The 18,925-nt window shown below is 31.7% G+C and carries 12 protein-coding genes; all 12 read left to right on the top strand.

Features of this window, described 5'->3' with window-relative positions; genetic code table 11:
* Positions 1 to 169 precede the first annotated feature (169 nt).
* The 12 genes from T410_RS12005 (at position 170) to T410_RS16755 (ending at position 18,831) form a co-directional block, all read left to right on the top strand.
* Positions 170 to 394, top strand: a complete 225-nt coding sequence (locus T410_RS12005; protein WP_238567373.1) for a hypothetical protein — start codon at positions 170 to 172, stop codon at positions 392 to 394.
* A 96-nt stretch (positions 395 to 490) separates the two neighbouring features.
* Positions 491 to 1,168: a peptidoglycan DD-metalloendopeptidase family protein gene (locus tag T410_RS12000; protein WP_035672034.1), complete on the top strand. Its 678-nt coding sequence runs from the start codon at positions 491 to 493 to the stop codon at positions 1,166 to 1,168.
* A 3-nt stretch (positions 1,169 to 1,171) separates the two neighbouring features.
* Positions 1,172 to 1,648 carry a hypothetical protein gene (locus tag T410_RS11995; protein ID WP_035672031.1) on the top strand — a complete coding sequence of 159 codons (477 nt, stop codon included), beginning with the start codon at positions 1,172 to 1,174 and terminating at the stop codon, positions 1,646 to 1,648.
* Between the two features lie 17 nt (positions 1,649 to 1,665).
* The gene (locus tag T410_RS11990) at positions 1,666 to 2,196 is read left to right on the top strand and encodes a hypothetical protein (RefSeq protein WP_035672028.1); all 531 of its coding nucleotides are present in this window, start codon (positions 1,666 to 1,668) and stop codon (positions 2,194 to 2,196) included.
* 397 nt (positions 2,197 to 2,593) lie between these two features.
* Positions 2,594 to 3,157 (top strand): AraC family transcriptional regulator, encoded by a 564-nt coding sequence (locus T410_RS11985; protein WP_035672027.1) that lies wholly within the window; start codon positions 2,594 to 2,596, stop codon positions 3,155 to 3,157.
* A gap of 1 nt (position 3,158) precedes the next feature.
* Positions 3,159 to 6,422 (top strand): PAS domain S-box protein, encoded by a 3,264-nt coding sequence (locus T410_RS17240; protein ID WP_081897837.1) that lies wholly within the window; start codon positions 3,159 to 3,161, stop codon positions 6,420 to 6,422.
* 2 nt (positions 6,423 to 6,424) lie between these two features.
* Complete coding sequence (locus T410_RS11975; protein WP_035672025.1) at positions 6,425 to 6,859, top strand: response regulator; 435 nt, start codon at positions 6,425 to 6,427, stop codon at positions 6,857 to 6,859.
* Positions 6,860 to 6,953: 94 nt separating this feature from the next.
* Positions 6,954 to 7,778: a protein-glutamate O-methyltransferase CheR gene (locus T410_RS11970; protein WP_035672023.1), complete on the top strand. Its 825-nt coding sequence runs from the start codon at positions 6,954 to 6,956 to the stop codon at positions 7,776 to 7,778.
* Positions 7,779 to 8,348, top strand: coding sequence for a chemotaxis protein CheB (locus T410_RS11965; protein ID WP_035672021.1), 570 nt, complete (start codon positions 7,779 to 7,781; stop codon positions 8,346 to 8,348).
* Positions 8,349 to 8,376: 28 nt separating this feature from the next.
* Entirely contained in the window at positions 8,377 to 11,964 is a 3,588-nt protein-coding gene (locus T410_RS11960; RefSeq protein WP_051929410.1) for a response regulator, read from the top strand.
* Between the two features lie 60 nt (positions 11,965 to 12,024).
* Positions 12,025 to 14,457, top strand: a complete 2,433-nt coding sequence (locus T410_RS11955) for a response regulator (RefSeq protein ID WP_051929409.1) — start codon at positions 12,025 to 12,027, stop codon at positions 14,455 to 14,457.
* Between the two features lie 198 nt (positions 14,458 to 14,655).
* The gene (locus T410_RS16755; protein WP_081897836.1) at positions 14,656 to 18,831 is read left to right on the top strand and encodes a CheR family methyltransferase; all 4,176 of its coding nucleotides are present in this window, start codon (positions 14,656 to 14,658) and stop codon (positions 18,829 to 18,831) included.
* Positions 18,832 to 18,925: the final 94 nt, after the last annotated feature.

Here is an 18,925-nt window from a genome sequence, read left to right as displayed (position 1 = left end):
TATAATTTGAAATCCTAACTTAATTCAGGTTGGGATTTTTTTTAATTAAAAATTTAATCTTAATGATTATACTAAATAAAATACTAAATTGGTAATCAATTAATTAGCAAATAACCATAATACAAATAAGATAAAAAAGATAACACTAATTTTAGGATTACTTTCAATTATGACGATAGTTTCCTGCAAGAAAAAAGACGATAATCCTATGAACCCGCAGGTAGAAACAAATGGCGAACCTACTACTTCCATCACACCAGGCTCAGAAGAAGTAAAAGATAGTACATCGATAAAAGTAGGAACAAATGGCGTCAATATTAGCACTAAAGACGGAGCTACTAAAACCGATGTAAATGTTTCTGGTGGGGAAGCTAAAATTGAAATTAAAAAATAACGTTTTACTTTCTCTTAATTAAAAGTTATAATGCCAATGTAAATTTTTTATGTTGGCATTTTTTATTTTATTTTACCTTAATTACAAACAATCAAAATGAATACATTAGAAGTAATTTTAAAAAACATTCAAAATGTCAAGGTTATAGAGGATTCAATTGACTATGTGAACTACATCCCTTTGGATTTATCTGTTTCAAATACATTTTTTTCAAAACAAGAAATAGCAACATCACGAGATTTTGAAGAATTTATCGAAAAATATTTAGCCAAAGACAAATCAAAAGTTGCTTTTGGAGGATACAATGAAGAGCGTAATTTATACAAGCGCAGTACCGTTTTTAATGACAATGAATCAGCCGAAAGAAATATTCATATTGGATTAGATTTATGGATAAAAGCAGGAACTCCTGTATTGGCTGCACTTGACGGAACAATTCACAGTTTCAAAAATAATGTGGGTTTGGGCGATTATGGTCCAACTATTATTTTAAAACATCAGATAGAAAATCATTTTTTTTATACTTTATACGGTCATCTTTCATTAGAAAGTATTACTAAAATTGAAATTGGAGATCGTATTAAAAAAGGACAACAAATAGCGACTTTGGGAAGTTCACTTATTAATGGTGATTACTCCCCTCACTTACATTTTCAGATTATAAAAAACATCGGAGCTAATTTTGGAGATTATCCTGGAGTTTGCAGCAAAAATGACTTGGATTATTATTTAGAAAATTGCCCTGATCCCAACTTGTTATTAAAAATCACATAAATCATGAAAAAGATAATTCTCATTCTAGGCATTATTTTACTAGTTGGTTGTAAATCTAAAACCATTGTTTCTGCTCCTAAACCTGAAGAAGTAAAATTAGTCAAACTAACATTTTCTGAAGTGAGTGAATCTCAAAAAGACAAAGCATATGAATTAGGGAAAAGGGTTTTAATGACTTGTAATACTTCAAAGTTCAAACCTTTTAACGAAAGTGAAGCAACTGCATCGGTAATTAAAAATACAACTGAAGAACGATTAACAAAAACTTGTACCAAGTTTCGTCAATTTTATGGAACATTCAAGGATCTAGAATTAATAGAAATCTATAAGAACAATAGTGACCAAACGACTATTTTTCGTTATAAAGCATTGTATACCAAGAAAATTGCCAACAAAGAACTTCGGGTTTCAATGAATCAAGAAAACAAGGTTTCGGCAATTAAATCACTTGATTGGATAGATCTTTTTAAATATAAATAATTAACACCCCAAAATTCATGAATACAAAAGTCCTGCTTATTTTAATAATTATGGTTGCGTTTTCTGCAAAAAGTCAGGAGGTATTGAGTTTTAAGGGTTCAAAACCTTATCGTGCTACAAATTCCTGGGATTTTATATCTGAAAACTATGCTTTAACTGGACTTACAACTATTCAAATTGCAAAAACAGAACAAGGCGGCATCCTAAAATTAGCCGTTACAACAACAAACCCAACATTCAATATTACTGGAGTAGTCTATGTTTATTTGACTGATAATACAATCATAGTGTGTTCTGACAAAGGGATTAGAGAAAATATCGGGAGTCAGATTGTATCGTATTACTCCTTTTCTCCTTTAGAAATGCATAAAATAAAAACTACTAATATTCAATCTATTCGTTTTAACATCAAAGGAAATGCCAGTAAATTTAGTAGTCAAATAGGCAATTTCACGGCTGTTAATCGAAAAACATATTTTTCTACAGCAGCAGATAAATCCAAAAAAAATTACGATACAGCTTCAGAAATAACTGCTTTGTATCAATAGTTTTTCTGTAATACAGAAAAACTAATTACATTGTTTAGATTAAAAAAATACATATTTCTAAAGAATTCTAGCGCATAATTTATAAGAAATTATGCGCTAATTATTTATTTGCTAAACCATTATTATTTTACAAATAACTAAAATAACGTTTTATTGTCGCCGTTTATTTGTAAATTTAATGAATCAAAAAAGTGACTGGATGAATTTGTTTCAAAAACCGGTTGCTTTTTTATTACTTTTTCCCCCTTCCCATGTGCATTATTAAAAACAAATTGAAATTAATAATGTGTGAATTATATAACTTTTTTTTTTAGTTATATAAGCTTTTCTAATGCTGTTTATTGGATTTTTACATAATCTGTTAAAAAATAATAATTTGAAACTATATATCAAATACATGGTCAGTAATCGCTGCAAAATGGCGGTAAAAGAGGAGTTGAAAAAACTTGGGCTACACTTCATCGTTGTTGATTTAGGCGAAGTCGAAATCATGGAAATTATTTCTATGGATCAACGGGGGAAACTAAAATTAGCATTATTAAATTCAGGACTTGAATTAATGGATGATAAGAAAGCCATGCTGATTGAAAAAATAAAAAATGTGATTATAGAAATGGTTCACCATTCTACAGAAAACATAAAAGTGAACTTTTCTGATTATTTAAGTGATAAACTAAATCACGATTATACCTACTTATCTAATTTATTCTCTGAAGTACAAGGAACTACAATTGAGCAGTTTATAATTTCCCATAAAACGGAACGAATAAAAGAATTAATTATTTACGGTGAATTAAATATTACTGAAATTGCTTGGAAAATGAACTACAGCAGTGTAGCGCATCTATCGAGTCAGTTTAAAAAAGTCACCGGTTTATCTCCTTCTCATTTCAAACAATTGAAGGATAAAAGAAGGAGTCCAATTGAAGAAATTGGTAATTCTAACGATACAAATAATTAAAATGGAAACCACTAACAAACACGAGTCTAATTACACCAGGAGTTTGATAGAAGCAAGTTTGGATCCTTTTGTAACTATTAGTGTCGATGGTAAAATTACGGATGTAAACGAAGCTTCAATAAAAATTACTGGAGTTTCTCGTGAAAATTTAATTGGAACAGATTTTTCAGATTATTTCACAGAAAAAGAAAAAGCAAAACAAGGATATCAGCAAGTCTTTGAGAAAAGTTTTGTTGCTGATTATCCCTTAACCATAAAGCATAAAAACGGTAAATTAATTGATGTCTTATACAATGCATCTGTTTACAAAGATGATAAAGGAATTGTATTGGGCGTTTTTGCGGCTGCAAGAGATGTGACTGCTCAAAAATTATCATCTAAATATTCCCTTAGTTTAATTGAAGCAAGTTTAGATCCTTTGGTTACTATAAATATTAGTGGTAAAATAACTGATATGAATCAAGCTACGGTGAATATTACTGGAATAGAACGTAAAAAGTTAATTGGATCTGATTTCTTTGATTATTTTACTGAACCACAAAAAGCTCGTGAAGTGTATCAAGAAGTTTTTGCTAAAGGTTCAGTTGCTGATTCTCCGCTTACACTTCGTCATAAAGAGGGTAAATTGACTGATGTATTATTCAATGGTTCCGTTTATAAAGATGACAGAGGGAATGTGTTAGGAGTTGTAATTGTAGCCCGAGATATTGCAGAACAAAAATGGGCAACTGAATTACGTACTGCCAACAAAGAATTGGCTTATCAAAATAATGAAAAAGAAAAACGTGCAGACGAATTGGTTATTGCTAATAAAGAATTAGCGTACCAAAATGATGAAAAAGAAAAACGTGCAGACGAATTGGTTATTGCCAATAAAGAATTAGCGTACCAAAATGATGAAAAAGAAAAACGTGCAGACGAATTGGTTATTGCCAATAAAGAATTAGCATACCAAAATGACGAAAAAGAAAAACGTGCAGACGAATTGGTTATTGCCAATAAAGAATTAGCATACCAAAATGACGAAAAAGAAAAGCGTGCAGACGAATTGGTTATTGCCAATAAAGAATTAGCATACCAAAATGATGAAAAAGAAAAACGTGCAGACGAGTTAATAATTGCTAACAAAGAACTTCGTTTTCAAAACGATGAAAAGGAAAAACGAGCGGCAGAATTACTGATTGCCAATGAAGAACTTATTTTTCAAAACAAAGAAAAAGAAAAACGAAAAATTGAAAACAAAGAATTAGAAGTTTTTAGTAATTCTTTAAAATTAGCCTCTCAATATTCTTTAAGTTTAATTGAAGCAAGCCGTGACCCTTTGTTTACGATTAGTCCAAAAGGAAAAATAACGGATACAAACGAGGCATCTGTAAGAGTGACAGGAATTTTACGTGAAAAATTAATTGGTTCAGATTTCTTTGATTATTTTACTGAACCAAAAGAGGCTCGAAAAGCATATCGGGAAGTTTTTGATAAAGGTTTTATCGCTGATTATCCATTGACCATAAAAGATCATAGATTAACTGATGTACTGCTAAATGGTTCCGTTTACAAAAATGAAGAGGGCGAAGTTCTAGGAGTTGTTGTCGTAGCAAGAGATATCACGGATCAAAAAAGAATTGAAAAAGAATCTATCGAAGCCAGACTTTTTGCTGAGTTAGCAACCGAAATTGCAGAAGAAGCAAAACTTAATGCTGAAAATGCAACAATTATAGCAAAAGACGCAGTGAAGGCAAAACAACAGTTTTTGTCCAACATGAGTCATGAAATTCGCACACCGATGAATGCTATTATCGGGTTTACGAAAGTGGTTTTAAAAACAGAATTATCTGCTAAACAAAAAGAATATTTAACCGCTATAAAAATGAGCGGTGATGCATTAATCGTACTCATAAATGACATCCTTGATTTAGCAAAAGTAGATGCAGGTAAAATGGTTTTTGAAAAAACTCCTTTTAAAATGAAGGCTTCCATATCTTCAATGCTCCATTTATTTGAAACTAAAATCCAAGAAAAAAATTTAAAATTAATAAAGGAATATGACAACAAAATTCCTGCTGTTTTGGTGGGAGATCCAGTTCGATTGCACCAAATAATTTTAAATTTAGTGAGTAATGCAGTGAAATTTACTAATAATGGAACTATTACCGTAGGAGTTCATATGCTCCATGAAGATCATGAAAAAGTAATTCTTGAATTTGCCGTTACAGATACTGGAATTGGTATTCCCAAGGCAAAAATAGATAGTATATTCGAAAATTTTCAACAGGCAACAAGCGGAACTTCCAGATTATACGGAGGTACTGGACTAGGACTAGCTATAGTGAAACAATTAGTTGAACCACAAGGCGGCAAAATTCGTGTGAAAAGCACAATTGACGTTGGAACGACATTTAGCTTTACATTACCTTTTCAAAAAACAAATGCAGATGCTCAATTAGAAAATGAAATTTTAGAATTGGATTCTGAAATAAAAGATATAAAAGTATTGGTAGTTGAAGATATTGCACTCAATCAATTATTAATGAAAACACTCTTGGATGATTTTGGATTTGATAGAGATATTGCCGAAAACGGTCAAATAGCAATCGAAAAATTAAAAGCTAAAAAGTATGATATTATACTGATGGATTTGCAAATGCCCGTAATGAATGGATTTGAAGCCACAGAATATATTCGTAACACGATGAATTCAAAAATTCCCATTATTGCATTGACTGCTGATGTTACTACAGTAGACTTAGCTAAATGCAAATCCGTAGGAATGAATGATTATATTGCAAAACCTGTTGACGAAAGAGTGCTGTACAGTAAAATAGTTGGAATACTAAAAAAACCAAAATTGGAGCAACTTAGTATAAAGCTTAATGAAAATATTGGGCTGAAAAATGGTTCTGAAAAAAAAATAAAGTGTATTGACTTGGTTTATTTAAATCAACGAACAAAATCGAATCCAATATTAATGATGGAGATGATTTCACTTTATTTAAAACAAACACCATCTTTAATCAACTCCCTAAAGCAAAGTTTAGCGGATGAAGATTGGCCATTGTTAAGCTCAACTGTGCATAAAATGATTCCTTCATTTTCAATAATGGGTATCCATCCTGATTTTGAAAACATGGCAAAAAAAATTCAGGAATATGCAATAGCAAAAGAGCAAAAAGATGACATACACGACTTAGTAAGACAACTTGAAGAAATTTGTTTGCAAGCCTGCAATGAACTAGAAGAAGAATTTAACCTTATAAAAAATACATAATTTTGGAAAACGACACTAAAATAAAAATATTCTTAGTAGATGATGATGCATTATTTTTAAAATCTTTAGAAATTGAATTTCTGGAAAATGCCGATTTTACTATTGAAACCTATCCTACAGGGGAACTGTGTGTTGAAAACTTATCCAATGCACCTGATGTCGTGATTTTAGATTACCAACTGGATGGTATTGTAGAAAATGCTATGAACGGACTGGAAACTTTGGACAAAATAAAAAATTTCAATGTTAACATCCCTGTTGTAATGTTGTCTTCTCAAGATAAAATTGAGGTAGCAATAAACTGTATGCATCACAAAGCATTTGATTATGTTGTAAAAAGTGAAACTGCATTTGTTCGCTTACAAAAGATTATTACGACCATTTTTAAATATCAAAAAATGGAAAAAGAACTAAGTTGGTACATGGATAGAATGTAATCTGTTTTTCTAGATTAGATTTCCCTAAGTTCATTAATAAACCTATTAATTATTCCAATTTGGTTGAAATTATAACCAAATTTATTCTATACAAATGCGGTACAAAGACACATCGGATCTAGAAATTTCATTGCTATTAGAAGCTATTTATAGAAAACATGGTTACGATTTCAGACAGTATTCTCAAGCTCATATCCGACGTAGGATTATGAACCGAATGGCAATTTCTGGATTCGAAGATGTTTCTCAAATACAATCTAAGGTTTTAAATGATGAAACATTTGCTTCCGAATTTTTACAGGATTTATCAATCACAGTAACAGAAATGTTCCGTGACCCCATATTTTATAGGTCTTTAAGAGAAAATGTTATCCCCATTTTAAAAACGTATCCCTTTATAAAAATATGGCATGCTGGCTGCGCTACTGGTGAAGAGGCTTATTCGATGGCAATCCTTTTGCAGGAAGAAGGCTTGTATGATAGGACTACCATTTATGCAACTGACTTTAACCAACTAGCGTTGAATCAAGCAAAAGAAGGTATTTTTTCGAACAAAATGATAAAAGAATACACTACTAATTATCAATTAGCAGGAGGAAAAGAATCTTTTTCAAGTTATTACACTTCCAATTATGATAACGTGATTATGAATCAATCCTTGAAAAAAAATATTGTTTGGGCCAATCATAATTTGGTAACCGATAGTGTTTTTGCAGAAGTAAACTTGATATTATGCAGAAATGTATTGATTTATTTTGATAAAAATTTACAAAATAAAGTCCAATCTCTTTTTTATAATAGCCTTATTAATGGTGGTGTTTTATGCCTAGGATCAAAAGAAAGTTTGCGCTTTTCTGATTTATATGAGGAGTATATTGAGTTGGATGCAAAGCAACGAATATTTAAAAAGAAATATTAAATGCATTATGAAGCAATTGTTATAGGAGTTTCTTCAGGAGGTATGAATGTATTAAAAATCATATCCTCAGCATTGCCGATTGATTTTAAAATACCAATTATCATCGTACAACATGTAGGAGCGCATTCTGAAAATCAATGGATACAACTTTTAAACGAGAAAAGTAATCTTCATATTAAGGAAGCTGATGAAAAAGAGAAAATAGAAAAAGGAACAATTTATATTGCTCCGCCTAATTATCATTTACTCATTGAAAAGGATAAAACTTTTTCAATTACCATAGACGAGCGCGTAAATTTTGCAAGACCATCAATTGATGTATTGTTTGAATCAGCTACTGAGGCTTATAGGAACAAATTAATTGGAATTGTGCTTACAGGATCTAATAATGATGGGACTGTAGGGATAACAAGAATAAAAGAATGCGGTGGTTTGGCCATTATTCAAGATCCAAAAACAGCAGAATCTCCTTATATGCCACAGTCAGCAATTGATACTATTGAAGCTGATTATATTTTATCAATAGAGAATATAGTTGCGTTGCTAATAGAATTGGATTATAAAAAATAGAATAGATTTAAACTTTACAAATTAAAAAATGAAAATGACCCTTGGCAGAAAAATAGTATTAGGATTTAGTGCTTGTGCGGTAGTCCTTATAGCAGTCGCAATTTTCTCTTTTAAAAATAGTGAGAAATTTGCTGCTTCCAATGCTTGGGTTAATCATTCTAATGAGGTGATCTATTATTTTGACCAAATATTGATATCTAACATCGATGCTGAGACTGGTGTAAGAGGGTATGTAATTTCAGGAAAAACCAATTTTTTACAACCTTTTTCCTCTTCTTATACAAAAATAATCAAAGACCTGACTAACCTAAAAAAATTAACAAAAGACAATCCCAAACAGCAAAAAAACATTGAAGAACTTGAGAAAGAACTCAAAATGCGTTTCGAAAATTTAAATAAATGCATAGCCATACGTAAAAATGATTTTGAAAAAGCCAAAGAATTTGTTGCTTCAGGCCAAGGAAAAAAAATACAAGATGAAATACGAAAAATAATTGATAAAGCTCAGGAAACAGAACGTTCTTTGCTTATCAAAAGGATTCATATCAGTGAAAACGATGCCAGTAAATTTAATCTTGTTTTTGCTTTTTTATTGTTAATCATTATTTTAATTCTTCTGGTTGTATACACTATTGTGACTGAGAATTTGAAAGCACTAAAAAAATCCGAAGCAGAAACTGCCAGTAAAAACTGGTTGCTTACCGGTAACTCAGAGCTTAATGAAAAATTAATTGGAAATCAAAATTTAACGCAGCTAGCAAACAATACTATTAGTTTTTTATGTAATTACCTAAACGCTAATATAGGTGCTGTGTATCTCCTTAATGATTATGATAACACCCTTATTATTAATGGAAAATTTGCTTTTTCGTCTTTAAAAGAAGGTAACGAAATATTTAAATTAAACGAAGGATTAATTGGTCAGGCAGCGTGGGAACAGAAACAAATTCTTGTAACAGATATAACCGAAGATCAAATACGCATTACCTCGGCTGTACTTGATGCAAAACCAAAAAACGTACTCATTACCCCTTTTTTACTTGATGGAAAAACAATAGGAGTAATAGAAATAGGCAAGTTTGCCGATTTCAATGAAACAGAAAAAGAATTTATCAATGTTTCTATGAATAGTATCGCTATTAGCGTAAATACGGTACAACAAGCTGAAGAGAAAGAAAAAAGAGCTGCTGAATTGGCTATTGCTAATGAAGAACTCGCCTATCAAAATGAAGAGAAAGAAAAAAGAGCAGCAGAATTAGGAATTGCTAATCGTGAACTCGCCTATCAAAATGAAGAGAAAGAAAAAAGAGCTGCCGAATTAGGTATTGCCAATAAAGAACTCGCCTATCAAAATGAAGAGAAAGAAAAAAGAGCAGTTGAGTTACGTTATGCTAACAAAGAACTTTCTACTCAAGCCGAAGAACTTCAAATGCAGCAAGAAGAACTGAGACAACTGAATGAAGAACTGGAACAACAAGCACAAAATCTAAAACAGCAACAGGAGGAATTGCAAATGACCAATGAAGAATTGGAAGAGCAGACTCAGTCATTGGAACAGAAAAACAAAGAAGTTGAAGCTTCTAAAAATGACATTGAACAAAAAACTAAACAACTGGAAATTAGCAGCAAATATAAATCGGAATTTCTGGCAAATATGTCACATGAATTGAGAACACCGCTTAATAGCTTACTGATTCTTTCCAAAGATTTATCAGAAAACAGAAAGAAAAATTTAGATGATATTCAAGTTGAAAGTGCTGAGATAATATATAAAAGTGGTCATGACCTTCTTGTATTAATTAATGAAGTGCTAGATCTTTCCAAGATTGAAGCAGGAAAAATGGCTATAAACATTGAAAAATTATCGTTGAAAAATTTTACAGATAATTTAGTTCGCGATTTTAGACATCAAGCAGAACAAAAAGGATTAAAATTAGTTTGCAAATTGGGTGCTGATTTGCCAGAATTCATCCATACAGATGCACAGCGCCTAAATCAAATATTGAAGAATCTCCTTTCCAATGCTATAAAATTCACAGAAAAAGGGACTGTAACTATGAGTATTGATCCTAACACAGCAACTACATTGAACATTTCTGTTACCGATACTGGCATTGGAATATCTGACGACAAACAAACGGCTATATTTGAAGCTTTTCAGCAAGCGGAAGGCGGCACTTCCAGAAAGTATGGTGGTACGGGCTTGGGGCTTTCAATTTCTCGTGAACTGGCAAAATTATTAGAAGCAGAAATTAAATTGAGTAGTGAATTAAATCACGGATCTACTTTCTCTCTCATTATTCCGATTGAAATACATGCTGAACAAGAAGCTGTCAGTGCAGTAAAAGTGAAACCTGCTGTGTATGCACCACGTTCTGAGAAAGATCAATCCTTTCTGAATTACGGCACTATTGAAGACGATCGAAACACAATAATCACCGATGATAAAGTAGTACTTATTATTGAAGATGACCGAAATTTTGCTTCTATCCTTTTAAAACAAGCCAACAAAAAAGGATTTAAATGCTTGTCGGCAGCAACTGGAGAAGATGGTTTATTACTTGCTTCAAAATACAAACCGCAAGCAATCATTCTTGATATGGGTCTACCGGGAATCAAGGGGCAACAAGTATTGCATGAATTAAAAGCAAATCCATCAGTAAGGCATATACCGGTGCATATTATGTCGGCTAATGATCGTTCGCTGGAACCGATCCGAGAGGGTGCGGTAGAATATTTGATGAAACCGATATCTAAAGATGGTCTGGAAGAAGCTTTTAACCGAATTGAAAATTTTGTCAATAGAAAAATAAAAAACCTGTTGATTATAGAAGACAATGAAAATGCCAGAAAAGCAATGAAAATACTCATTGGCAATGGCGATGTACAATGTTTTGAAGCAGCAACAGGCAAAGGAGCTTTGGAATCATATGAGCAAAATAACATTGATTGTATCATCCTAGACATTGGTTTACCAGACATGAGCGGTTTTGATCTTATACAAAAACTGGAGGATATAAAAGGCCATAACATGCCCCCTATTATTGTTTATACCGGAAAGGAACTTACAAAAGAAGAAAATGATTTACTTCATAAATATGCAGAAAGCATTATTATAAAAGGTATAAAATCCGAAGAAAGATTACTGGATGAAACAGCGCTTTTCCTTCATCGAACCATCAGTAATTTGCCAAAATCGAAACAACTAATAATAAATAATTTGCATGATAAAGAAGCTATATTTCATTCCAAAAAAATACTATTAGTAGATGATGACATGCGAAATGTTTTTGCTTTATCCAAAATTTTGCAAGAGCGCGGACTGGAGGTAATAAAGTCCGAAAACGGAAAAATAGCATTAGAAATGTTAGATAAACATACTCACATTGATATGGTACTAATGGATATTATGATGCCGGAAATGGACGGTTACGAAGCAATGAAACGAATACGATCACAAGTAAAATTCAGAAACCTGCCCGTAATTGCACTTACGGCAAAAGCCATGAAAGACGATAAACAAAAATGTATTGATGCCGGTGCAAACGATTACATTACTAAGCCTATTGATGTAGAACGCCTACTCTCATTGATGCGCGTATGGTTAAGTAAATAGCCCAAAATCATTAAAAAGGTGATACACCTCCTATCATTAAGATAAATTTTTATTTTACAAATGAAAACGAAAATAAATACCCCTGTTAAAATTTTATTGGTAGATGATCTGCCCGAAAATTTGTTTGCCTTAGAAGTAATTCTCTCCACCGAGGATTATTTATGCGTAAAAGCAAATTCCGGTAATGATGCATTAAAAATTCTTCTTCATGAACAGGATTTTGCCATCATATTAATAGATGTACAAATGCCCATGATGGACGGATTTGAAACTGTAGAATTAATTCGCCAAATAGAAAAACTCAAACATGTCCCGATTATTTTTTTAACGGCCAGTATGGATAATTCCGCACAAATTTTCAAAGGTTATCAAGCGGGTGCAGTTGATTATATGATTAAACCGCTTTCGCCGGAAATATTAAAGGCAAAAGTCGCAGTTTTTGTTGATTTGTATAAAAAAAACCAGGAACTATTGGCTCAGGCAGAACAGCTAAAAAAGCTAAACAATGATTTAATAGCACAAAAATTACTTTCCGAATATTCACTTAGTCTTATTGAAGCAAGTCATGATCCTTTATTTGCCATTAGTTCTGAAGGAAAAATAACCGATATGAATAATGCCTCGGTCAATGTAACCGGAATTTTACGGGAGAAACTAATCGGAACTGATTTTTTTGATTATTTCACTGAACCACAAAAGGCTCGCGAAGTATATCAGAAAGTGTTTGAAAAAGGATTTGTTGCCGATTCTCCACTAATATTTCGCCATAAAAACGGAAACTTAACTGATGTATTATTCAATGGATCAGTATATAAAGATGATAAAAAAAATGTGTTGGGTGTTGTAATTGTTGCCAGAGATGTTACAGATCAAAAAAGAATTGAAAAAGAATTGACAGAAGCTAAAGTATTTGCCGAGTTAACCACCTTAATTGCAGAAGAAGCTAAAAGTAAAGCCGAAGATGCAGTGAAAGCAAAACAGCAATTTTTATCGAATATGAGTCATGAAATACGTACGCCAATGAATGCGATTATTGGATTTACGAAAGTATTGATTAAAACCCCTTTGACTGATAAACAGAATGAATATTTTAATGCTATTAAAGTATCAGGGGATGCCCTAATCGTACTCATTGACGACATCCTTGATTTAGCAAAAGTAGATGCCGGAAAAATGACCTTTGAGCAAACTCCATTTAAAATAGCAACGTCCCTATCAACAATGCTTCATTTATTTGAGACAAAAATCCAAGAAAAAAATTTACAGCTGGTTAAAAATTATGACTCTAAAATACCTGAGGTTTTAGTTGGAGACCCAGTACGTTTACACCAAATTATTTTAAATCTGGTAAGTAATGCTTTAAAATTTACTTCAAAAGGACAAATTACCGTTAGCGTTGATTTGATTCATGAAGATAATGAAACAGTTATTATCAAATTTGCAGTAACAGATACCGGAATTGGTATTGATCAAGAAAAAATAACTACCATATTTGAAAATTTTCAACAAGCTACAAGTGATACTTCAAGACTTTATGGTGGAACTGGTTTAGGATTAGCGATAGTAAAACAACTAGTAGAAACACAAGGTGGCAGTATTCAGGTAAAAAGTAAAATTGATCAAGGTTCAACATTCAGTTTCACATTATCTTTCAAAAAAACAAAAGCGACAGCTGAATCAAAAATAATAGCAACAAAATTGGATACTAAAATTAGAAATATAAGTGTACTTGTGGTCGAAGATATTGCGCTCAACCAACTATTGATGAAAACCCTATTGGATGATTTTGGATTTGAACGGGATATTGCTGAAAATGGAAAAATAGCAATCGAAATGCTACAAAAAAAATCGTATGATATCATCCTAATGGACTTGCAAATGCCCATAATGAATGGTTTTGAAGCCACAGATTACATTCGAAATACCATGAATTCTAAAATTCCAATCATCGCGTTAACGGCTGATGTAACTACTATCGACTTAGCTAAATGCAAAGCTGTGGGAATGAATGATTATATAGCGAAGCCCATAGACGAAAAAGTTTTGTATAGTAAAATCGTTGGGTTAGTAAAAAAGCAAAGCCATAAAAAATATGGAGTTGCTAAAGGAAATGAAAACACTCAAATCGAAAAATTAAAATGTATTGATTTGACTTATTTAAACCAACGTACAAAATCAAATCCAGCATTAATGATGGAAATGATATCATTATATTTAGTTCATACACCTCCTTTAGTAACTGCGTTAAAACAAAGTTTAGCGGATAAAAACTGGACTTTATTAGGAGCTGCTGCGCATAAAATGATTCCCTCTTTTTCGATAATGGGCATTAGTCCTATTTTTGAAAACATGGCCAAAAAAATTCAGGAAATTGCTGTAAAAGAAGAATGCACTGAGGAATTGAATAACTTAGTTTCTCAACTTGAAAAAATTTGTGTTCAGGCTTGTAAAGAATTAGAAGAAGAACTTAAAACAATTAAAAAGAGCATTTAATAAATAAATGTCTTCAATATATTTAATATTCACTGGTACAATCTATTATAAATCATTAGTATTTAAAATTCATAAGACATATTTCCTTACTTTTAATCAAATATTTCTAATAATAAGGTTCTTGAATTCCTCGATGTAACAAAAAATTTATAGCTAATCATGTAACTATAAATTTTAAAATTAGCTGCTTAATTTATTATGAAATTAACTAAGAAACTGACTCCGAATATATTGTCCCCTGATAAAGAAATCAAAAAAAAATCCTTTACTGTAGTGGCCATTGGTGCATCTGCAGGAGGACTCGAAGCATTCAGCGTTTTATTAAAAAATTTACCCATTGATACTGGTATGGCGTATATTTATGTCCAACACCTAAGCCCAGACCATAAAAGTTTACTGACTTCCATACTTTCTAAGATTACAAAAATGAAAGTCCAGGAAATTGATAATATGGAAAAAATGGAACCCAATAATGTGTATGTAATTCCACCAAATAAAGTAATTGAGGTAATTGATGGACACATTCGATTGCTTCCCCGCATTAAAAATAACATCCCTAATCTAACCATTGACCTCCTCTTTTCCTCACTTGCTGAAACCCATAAAGAAAATGTTATTGGTGTCGTACTTTCTGGTTATGCCAGTGATGGAATGATTGGTCTCAAAGCTATTAAAGATGCTGGAGGAATAACCTTTGCTCAAGATGAAACTGCCCAAGCCAGTAGTATGCCAAATTCAGCTATTTCTTCAGGTGTAGTAGATTTTATTTTATCTCCAGAGGAAATTGCCACCGAATTAGTTCGTATCAGCAAAAATGGTTTTCATATAAATAATGGTAAAGGAAATGATAAAGAAATCACTGTCAAAAATAACAATTACGATATAAATACTATTTTTGAACTATTACTCAAAGAAACTGGTGTTGACTTTAGCCATTATAAAATAGCCACTATTAAAAGGCGGATAAACCATAAAATGCAACAGTATGGAATAAAAACAATACAGGAATATGTAAAGCTTTTACTCGAAAAAAACAATGAAATTGAAATTCTTTATACTGACTTGTTAATTAATGTTACCAGTTTTTTTAGAGAAACTGAAACTTTCAACTTTCTAAAAAACGATCTTTTACCTAAACTATTAAATAGTAAATCCACCGAAGAAACATTACGGATATGGGTTCCGGCTTGTTCTACAGGACAAGAAGCCTATTCTATTGCTATGATTATTTCTGAATTGCAGAATGATAAAACAAATAAAATTCCAGTCCAGATTTTTGCAACTGATCTAAGTGAAGAGGCAATCAGAGAAGCTCGTAGTGGAGAATATTCTAAAAGCGATGTAGAATCTATCCCTCAAAAGTATTTGTCGCGCTTTTTTACTAAAGAAGGTGACAACTATCGCATTATTAAAGAGCTACGTGAAATGTGCATATTTGCACCTCACAATATTTTACGTGACCCTCCTTTTTCGCGAATGGATTTTGTTAGTTGTTGTAATCTTCTTATTTATTTTGATTCCGCCGCACAGAAAAAAGTCTTTGCATCCCTACATTTTGCATTGAATGATGGAGGCTATTTAATGCTAGGCAAAGCAGAAAGTATTGGGACTTCCTCACTCCTTTTCACGCTTATAAACAATAAATTTAAAATTTATTCTCGAAAAAATAATTTGGGAGTAAGAAAAATACTTGAATTAACTCCTCGTTTTGCACGTACAAATATGTCCAGTAAAAAACCAAATTCCGTTACAAAAAATGTTGTAAGTGTAAATCAAGAAAGCATCGAAAATGCTATTGATTCAACCCTTCTAGCCAGTTATATGCCTGCCTGCGCTGTAGTCAACAAAGACATGGAAATTCTCCAGTTTAGAGGTCCAGTCTCCTCCTACCTAGAACATGCATCCGGTAAAGCCAGTCTTAATATTTTAAAAATGGCACGACCGGAATTTGCTTTTGAACTCCGTAATGCAATTAATAAAGTAATAGAAACAAAGCAACCAGTATACAAATCAGGTATTGAAATAAAAATTGAATCTGTTTTACGATTGATGTCTTTTGAAGTTAGTCCTCTTAAAATTGAGTGGGAAGAACCCTTATTACTTATTGTTTTTAAACCTCAAGAACAAGTAGAAAAATATATTGAATCAGATGTAGATGGAAAAAACAATGCAACAATCAAAGACTTAAAAATAAAAAAACTAACTGAGGAACTGAATACGACACGTTCTGAGATGATAACTATCATTGAAACGCAAGAAACTATTTATGAAGAATTACAGGCAGCAAATGAAGAAATCGTTTCGTCTAATGAAGAATTCCAAACCTTGAATGAAGAACTTGAGACCTCAAAAGAAGAAATTGAAGCCACTAATGAAGAGCTTATTTCTACTAACCAGGAATTACAAATGCGTCATGATTTATTAATAGAATCCCATGAGTATTCAGAAGCTATTATTGCAACAATACATGAACCAATGCTTATCCTGAATAAAAATTTTCATGTAATATCCGCCAATAAATCTTTTTATAAAAAATTTGTGGTAGATAAAGACGAAACAGAAGGGAAATTATTATTTGATTTAGGAAATAAGCAATGGGATATTAAAGAACTCCATAAGGCGCTAAATGAAATACTTTCGAAAAAAAGTAGTTTCGAAAATTTTGAAGTAACGCATACTTTTTCATCAATAGGAGAAAGGATAATGTTGTTGAACGCTCATTTAATTATTCAAAAAACAAATAAAGAACAATTAATTCTTCTTGCAATTGAAGACATAACGGATCGTTCCCGTTATTATCTGAAAGAAAAATATTCTCTTAGTCTGATTGAAGCCAGTCTTGATCCACTGACTACAATAAATAATGAAGGTAAAATTACAGATATGAATCGGGCTACGGTAAATATTACCGGCATTTCTCGAGAGAAATTAAAAGGTTCTGATTTCTTTGGATATTTTACAGAACCCGAAAAAGCACGCGCAGTTTATCAGGAAGTATTTGCTCGAGGTTTTATTACAAATTCTCCACTTAAGCTACGTCACAAAAGCGGTAAACTGACCGACGTATTATTAAACGGATCCGTTTACAAAGATGATAAGGGAAATATTCTGGGTGTCGTAATAGTTGCCAGAGATATTACGGATCAAAAAAGAATTGAATCCGAATTAATCGAAGCAAAAGTATTAGCTGAATTGGCAACATTAATAGCGGAAGAAGCAAAAGGTAATGCAGAGAATGCGACAAAAATCGCAGAAAAAGCAATGATGGCAAAACAACAATTTTTGTCAAATATGAGCCATGAAATCCGAACTCCTATGAATGCAATTATTGGATTTACAAGAGTAATATTAAAAACAGACTTATCTGACAGACAGAAAGAATATTTACAAGCAATTAAATTGAGTGGTGATACCTTGATTGCATTAATTAATGACATACTTGATTTAGCAAAAGTAGATGCCGGAAAAATGACGTTTGAAAAAAAGCCTTTCAAATTAGGCGTTTCCATAACTTCAATGCTGCAATTATTTGATACAAAAATTCAAGAAAAAAATTTAAAATTATTCACAAACTATGACAAAAAAATACCTGATGTTCTTTTAGGAGATCCTATTCGATTACATCAGATTATTTTAAATTTAGTAAGTAATGCAATTAAATTCACATCCGAAGGAAAAATTATAGTTAGTGTCAATTTAATATTTGAAGATGAAGATAAAGTTATTGTCGAATTTACTATTGAAGATACGGGAATTGGAATTCCAGATGACAACATCGATTTAATATTTGAAAACTTTCAACAAGCTGCTAATGAAACTTCCAGTATCTATGGAGGAACAGGTTTAGGACTCGCTATTGTAAAACAACTGGTTAAATCACAAGGAGGAAATATTCGGGTTAAAAGTAAAATGCATGAAGGCTCCAGTTTTAGTTTCACACTACCTTTTCAAAAAACAAAAATTGATGCTGAATTAGAACATGATTTAAAGGTATTAGATAGTGACATCAAAAATTTAAAAGTATTAGTTGTAGAAGATATGGCGCTCAATCAACTATTGATGAAAACAATATTAGATGATTTTGGATTTGAACGTGATATTGCTGACAATGGAAAAATTGCTATTGAAATGCTACAAAAAAAATCGTATGATATTATTTTAATGGATTTGCAAATGCCCGAGATGAATGGATTTGAAGCAACTGATTATATTCGTAACACTATGAATGTAAATATTCCTATTATTGCTTTAACAGCTGATGTAACAACTGTTGATTTAACAAAATGCAAAGCTGTGGGAATGAATGATTACTTAGCAAAACCTATTGATGAAAAATTATTGTTTAATAAAATTATTGAGTTAACTAAAAAATAATTTCTTGGAGTTAATTTATATAAAAAAATAGCTTCAGTTTGATTTATAATTCTCTAATGTTTTGAATCTGTGAATAATATAATTTATTAAAAAA

This window comes from Flavobacterium sp. 83 (genome assembly GCF_000744835.1).
GTDB lineage: Bacteria > Bacteroidota > Bacteroidia > Flavobacteriales > Flavobacteriaceae > Flavobacterium.
The sequence above is the reverse complement of the archived record's forward strand: the minus strand, read 5'-3'. Positions and strand labels throughout refer to the sequence as shown.